The 6,014-nt window shown below is 69.2% G+C and carries 4 protein-coding genes; 2 read left to right on the top strand and 2 right to left on the bottom strand.

Annotated elements, in window-relative coordinates:
• The first annotated feature begins 289 nt into the window (after positions 1-289).
• Both MJ783_RS20970 and MJ783_RS20965 read left to right on the top strand, forming a co-directional pair.
• The gene (locus tag MJ783_RS20970; protein WP_239313037.1) at positions 290-802 is read left to right on the top strand and encodes an AAA family ATPase; all 513 of its coding nucleotides are present in this window, start codon (positions 290-292) and stop codon (positions 800-802) included.
• Between the two features lie 30 nt (positions 803-832).
• Positions 833-1,543: an ATP-binding protein gene (locus MJ783_RS20965; RefSeq protein WP_239313035.1), complete on the top strand. Its 711-nt coding sequence runs from the start codon at positions 833-835 to the stop codon at positions 1,541-1,543.
• 249 nt (positions 1,544-1,792) lie between these two features.
• Here the strand turns inward: MJ783_RS20965 and MJ783_RS20960 are convergent, their stop codons facing one another.
• Together MJ783_RS20960 and MJ783_RS20955 are read right to left on the bottom strand one after the other, a co-directional pair.
• A complete protein-coding gene (locus tag MJ783_RS20960; RefSeq protein WP_239313031.1) occupies positions 1,793-3,634 on the bottom strand; it encodes a glycosyltransferase in 1,842 nt (613 codons plus the stop codon).
• On the bottom strand, positions 3,631-6,014 hold a 2,384-nt coding region (locus MJ783_RS20955; protein WP_239313028.1), incomplete at its 5' end, for a glycosyltransferase family 39 protein. The genes MJ783_RS20960 and MJ783_RS20955, both read right to left, overlap by 4 nt.

The following is a 6,014-nucleotide window of genomic DNA, read 5'->3' as shown; positions in this document are numbered from 1 at the left end:
ACGCCGCTGTGGCTACGTCAACCGCCGAACCAGCCTTTGTGCCGTTCAGCGAGGGTCCTTTCCGACCGAACCAGGTTCATCCCGACCTGGTCCATCCAAACCAACCCGTTCTTACGCGAACCATCTGATACCCCCATATCAGGCACTAGTCCTGGCCCGCTGATGGGGGCTGGCGGTGTGAGGGGTTCGAGTCCCTCAGCAAACCTTGTAGTGATGACCCAGCAATAGTTGTACTAGCAGACTCGCAAATTTTGTACTGCTGGGCTCGCAGATTGTGTACCGTGGCTGTATGGCCACGTCAAGGTATGTTCCGCGGATCGCCGACGGGCGCTTGGCGAGTCTGTTCGCGGGGCTGCCCGCTGTCATGGTCACCGGCCCGCGTGCCGCGGGGAAGACGACCTCCGCCCGGCGGATCGCCAACGACATCCTGCGGTTGGATGACCCCGCGGTCGCCACGGCGGTTGCCGCGAACCCGGACGCGGCACTGCGCCGGGCGCGGGAACCAGTCCTCCTCGACGAGTGGCAGGAGGTGCCGGAGATCCTGGGCGCGGTCAAGCGCGCGGTCGACGACGATCCCCGTCCCGGCCGGTTTCTCCTTACCGGCAGCGTCGAAGCCGACTTCACGACCCGCCAGTGGCCCGGGACGGGTCGAGTCGTCCGGTTGGTGCTGCACGGCCTTACCCAGCGGGAGATCGCTCGCTCCGTCGATCAACCGGGTCTGCTGGATCTGCTTCTCAACTCGGACATCTCGCAACTGGGCATTTCTGGCCCGCCTCCGAGCCTGGATGACTACGTCGACTAGGCGTTGAGGAGCGGCTTCCCCGAGGCGGCCTTGAACCTGAGCGCATCAGGGCGACTCGTCTGGCTGGACTCCTACATCGATCACGTCGTCAATCGAGACGTGCTGGCCGCGGGGGAGCAACGGGACCCCGTACGACTACGTCGCTATCTCGAGGTTCTCGGGCTTTCAACGGCGGGCCTTCCCGCTGAGAGCACGGTCTACCAGGCTGCCGGAATCAACCAGAGGACCGCTGGCGCGTACGACCGGATCTTGGCTGCCCTCTACCTGACCGAACTCGTTCCTGCCTGGGCGACGAACCGGCTGAACAGGCTGACCAAACGGGCGAAGCGGTACCTGACCGATCCCGCGCTCGCGCTCGCCGCCGCCCGGGTGGACGAGCGGAGCGTCCTGCGGGACGGAGACCTGCTCGGCAGGTTGATTGACACCTTCGTCGTCGCCCAGCTACGACCGGAAGTGACCCTTCTCCACCCGCACGCCCGGTTGCACCACATCCGCTCCCGGGACGGCCAGGAGATCGACGTCGTCATAGACCTCGGAGGAGGCGAAGTGATCGGGATCGAGATCAAGGCTTCCTCGGCGCCGACCGCTCGGGACGCCCGCCACCTCATGTGGCTGCGCGATCAGCTCGGCCCGGACTTCCGCGCGGGAGTCGTGTTCCACACCGGCCCGATTCCCTTCGATCTTGACGACCGGATCTGGGCACTGCCCATCTGTGCGCTATGGGCAGGCCGAACAGGGTAACCAGCCCGCGAGTAGCCATGATGCCGGAGGCTCGAACGGAGCTCGAACGGCTCCCAGCGGTACTCCTCCAGGAACTCCGCGATCAGGCGCCACCGGTCGTGACTCGTCCGCACCAGCCAGTAGATCGGCGACCACTGAGCGGCTGGTTCGGGGGAGCGGGAGCGCGATCGTCCACGCCCACGACCGTGCATCGACAACACCGGCTCTACTCGCACGTGCGACGCCCGGGATCGTGTCACAGGGCCGGGGTCAGGCCGCGATCGGCGGAGCGTCGCGCGCGACGGCGGTGCGGGCGGTCCGGCCTCGCCATCCCAGCGCGGGTATGGACCCGCGCAGCAGCAGCGCGGCGTGCACACCGGCGAACGCGACGCTGTTCGCCATGCCCGGCCCCTGGTCCCGGGCCAGCCCGTAGATCGATGCGGCGATCAGCAGCATGGCCACGGCGACGGGAACCACCACCACGGTCGGCTGCCAGTGCCCGCCGCCCTGCTTCGGCGTGACGACGAAACGTCCAGGCCGGCGTAGTAGCGCCCGTACCGTGGACACCACGCCGATCCAGAAGCTGGCGCTTTGCAGGGTGAAGGCGGCGAAGGTGTAGCTGCCGTTCCCGGCCAGCGCAACCGTGCCCAGCGCCACGGTGAAGTAGGGCGCGAAGTGCAGCAGGAACTGGTCGGCGCTCGCGGCGGTGATCGGTTGGATGCCGAACATGATCCGCATCATCGGCATGATCATATAGATGAGTACGGTCCAGCCGGACAGAAAGTACCCCGCGGACAGCAGGTACTGTGCCTTCAGCCGGCGGGGCAGCCGGGCGGCCAGCACCGCCGGGATCGCCGAGATGCAGCCTCGCGACCACCGCAGCTGCTGGCTGGTGTAGGAGGCCATGTCCGCCGGCCCGAGGCCACTGGCCAGTACCTCGGGCACGTAGACCGACCGCCACCCGCGGGTGTGCATGCGGATCGACAGCTCGAAGTCCTCGGTCAGGGAGTCCTCGGGGAAGCCGCCCACCTCCGCCAGGGCCGTACGGCGGAAGGCGATGTTCGTTCCGCAGCAGAACATCGCGCCCAGGCCGTCCTTGCCCCGCGCGATCCCACCGAAGAAAAGCGCCTGCTGTGCCCATGACGTCCCGGCGACCTCGTTGGTCGAGGCGTTCGCGTAGTACTGCGGTGTCTGTACAAAGCCCACACCCGGGTCGTCGAGGTAGCCGAGCGTCGCTTCCAGGAACTCCGGGTGCGGCACGTGGTCACAGTCAAAGATCACCACGATCGGCGCGGAGGTCCGGCCGAGCGCGTGGTTGAGGTTGCCGGCCTTCGCGCCGCGGTGGTCCGGCCGGGTGATGTAGGTGACGCCGTACCGGCTGGCCAACGCGGCCATCCGCGGGTTGTCCCCATCGTCCAGCAGGCACACATGCACCTGCGCCCCCCGCATCCGGACCGCCGCGGCCAGCGTCGGTTCCACCACGTCGACCGGCTCGTTGTAGACCGGCACCAGGACGTCCACGGCCAGCTGCCCGCTTAGAGCGACCGGCAATAGGGACGCGGCGTCGCGGGGCTGGGGCACGCACCTCGCTGTGTTGTCGTCGGTCGACACCCCAAGGACCAGGGTGACTCCCTCCTCCGCCTTGCGATGTACGCGCCCCAGTCCCGCTCCTTGATCCACGCCCCTATTGCCGGGCGCTCTTACTCGCGGGCGGCGCCGGCGCACGCGCTCCCGGGAGCACGTCCACCAGAAACCGAGCGCCTGCACCGCGTTGAAGACCTCGGCAAGCAGCAACAGGGCGTAGAGCAGCACGTTGCCGACCCGACCGGGCGCGAGCAGCCAGCCGAAATACCAGAAGAAAGCGAGCACGTTCAGCGGCAGCACAAGCAGCATCCGGCGCCGCAGCGCCCGGCCCGGCCCCATCGGTTGCCATGCCGGCGGCGCGAGCCGCGGGTCCGTGGAGATGGCGGTCCTGGTCTCGCTTCTGGCGTCGTTCCTGGCGTTGTCGGCGCCGTTCCTGGCGTTGTCGGCGACCGGTGGACGCGCCGCGGGGGCGACGGAAGGCAGTTGCTGGCTGTGCGTGATTGTTTCGTGTTCCGGCGTGATGGTCACTGCAGCTCCCAGACGATTACCTGCGGGGCGTGGAAGGTGTTGACGACCCGTCGGCTCAGTTCCAGCCGCGCCAGCAGCGCGCCGGTGTCCACCGCCACATTGGGATCGGACAGGAAGCTTCCGACCACGAACACGTGGCGGGCGGACCTGGCGCGCGCCAGAACGCCGGGGCCAGGACCGTAGGAGGGGAGCCCGGGCGCGTAGTAATCGACGACGTCGACCAGGTAGATCGGGGTGTAGACGATGATGTCGCCCGGTTGCGCATGCGCGGTGACGTGCTTCAACGCACCGTCGAAGTCGTACAGGCGAGGGTCGCTCGGATTGAGTTGCTGGTCCACCAGCGCGACCACGAGCGTCAGCGTGGCGAGCCCGACGCCGAGCAGCATTCCCGGCGTGGTCCGCAACCAGCTCGTGAGCGCCCGGCCGGCGAGGAGCATCAGGCCAGGCAGGATCCCGACGAAGTAGCGGACCTCGAACAGGTTCTCCTTCCGCGTGCCGAGGGCGAACAGGCACAGCACGGGGACGAGCACGGTCGCGGCGAGCAACAGTGAGCTGCGGGACCAGCCGCGGCCGAGCAGCAGGAACGCGACCAGCATTCCCACTGGCCACACCGCGACGAGGGTGGCCACGATCGCGTCCGAATGGTAGCCCCAGACAGCCCATACCCCGTTCGCGCCGATCGAGTAGATCGAAAGCAGCGGATGGCCACCCGTCGCCACCGTGTCACCGGCCTGAGCCGCGAAACCCACCCCACCACGGGTGCCGTAGGCGTGGAGCTGAGCGCTGGCGAACGGCACCAACGGCGCGGCAAGTAACGTCAGCGCGGCCAGGCTCGCCAGCCACGGCACGAGGATGCCGGGCCCGTCCCGGCTGGTCCGGCGTGTTCCGTGTCGGCGCCAGACAATCACGGCGAACACGATCTGCTGCGTGATTACCTGCAGCGTCGCGAAGTAATGGGTCCACAGCAGGGCCGCGCTCGCCAGGGTGTACACCACCCACGCCCCACGGCCGCCGGCCTTCAGCACCCGTGCCTGTGCCCAGGTGGCCGTGACTCCGAACAGCAGGAACAGCGGGTACATCCGCGTCTCCTGCGAATACCAGACCGCGAACGGGGCGAAGACACCGAGGGCCGCCGCGGCCAGCCCGGCACGCCGGTTGTAGAGATCACGGCCGGCCAGGTAAAGCATCGGCACCAGCAGGCTCCCGGTCACGATCGAGGGCAGCCGGACAGCGAACTGGCTTGTCCCGAACAGGTGCACCTGTAACCACAGCACCGTGGCGAACAGCGGCGGGTGTACGTCGGTGTCCCGGAGCGCGCGGATCGACTCCTGGAACGGAAAGAGCCTGGCCTGGCGGATGCTGATCGCCTCGTCGACCCAGATGCTGTGCGGTGACAGCAACCGGACGACGATCCCGAGGACCGTGAGGCCGGCCACCGCCCACCGGATGTGGGTGGCTGTCACCGGCCGTGGCCGCAGCAGCCACATGCTTGCCAGCGGAGCGGGCCGGGCGCGCAGCATGGTCACGGTGCCCACCGACATCGTCAGCGCGGTCATGGCGGCCAACGTGACAAGCGCGATCGAGCGCGCGTCGTGATGGAAGATCGTGATGCCGATCGCCTGGCCGGCCGCGGTGATGCCGACGGCGATGCCGGTCGCTCGGCCGCCGGCCGTGACGCAGTTCTCCGCGGCCAGCACCCGGGCCAGGCCGAACATTGCCATCGCCGCGAGGTAGGCGAGGCCGAGCCGGCCGGTGCCGGCGTAGGCGGGGCCGAGCGTCGACACCCAGAACCCGGTCGGCGTCACCGCGACCACCAGCAGCGCGCCGATACCGACCGCGGCCGCCCCGGACAGCGCGACCAGCACCGCCCCGGCATCCCGTTGCGCGGCCCGCGGCAGCAGCACCATCGGGATGGTCGCGGTCGCGAACGCGGCCACCCCGCCGAGCGTCGACAGGACCGCGAACAGCGCGGCCTGGTCCCGGCCGAGGAGCGCATTCGCCCACAGGAGATCCTGGTTCGCCAGGACGGCGAGCAGCAGAAAAACGATCATCGCCGCTGGCTGACGGTTCGCGCCGGTGGCCGCTGCCGGCTCCGGCGGCTGCACCCGGGCACCGCGCCATCGCGCTATCCCGAGCGCGCAGTAGCCGGCGGCGACCACGCCCGCCGCGCCCCCGACCGGGCCAAGCAGCGCGGTCAGCACCGTGCCGAAGGCCAGCCGTCCCAGCGGCTCGGCGAGCAGGCTCGCGGTGACCCCGCCGGTGCGCCCGGCGCCGTACAGTCTCCCCCGAGCGAGCGCCAGCAGCCCCGCGCCGGGACCCGCGGCGGCCAGGACGAGCAGCAGCCCCACCGACAGGTGCAGCGCGGCGGCCAGCGGCACGC

This window comes from Protofrankia sp. Cj3 (assembly GCF_917627355.1).
Lineage (GTDB): Bacteria > Actinomycetota > Actinomycetes > Frankiales > Frankiaceae > Protofrankia.
This window is presented reverse-complemented; position numbering and strand designations above follow the sequence as displayed.

What these genes read in the sequence shown, in the direction of transcription:
- MJ783_RS20970 (WP_239313037.1), top strand. Translation starts at nt 290, where the DNA reads ATGGCCACGTCAAGGTATGTTCCGCGGATCGCCGACGGGCGCTTGGCG.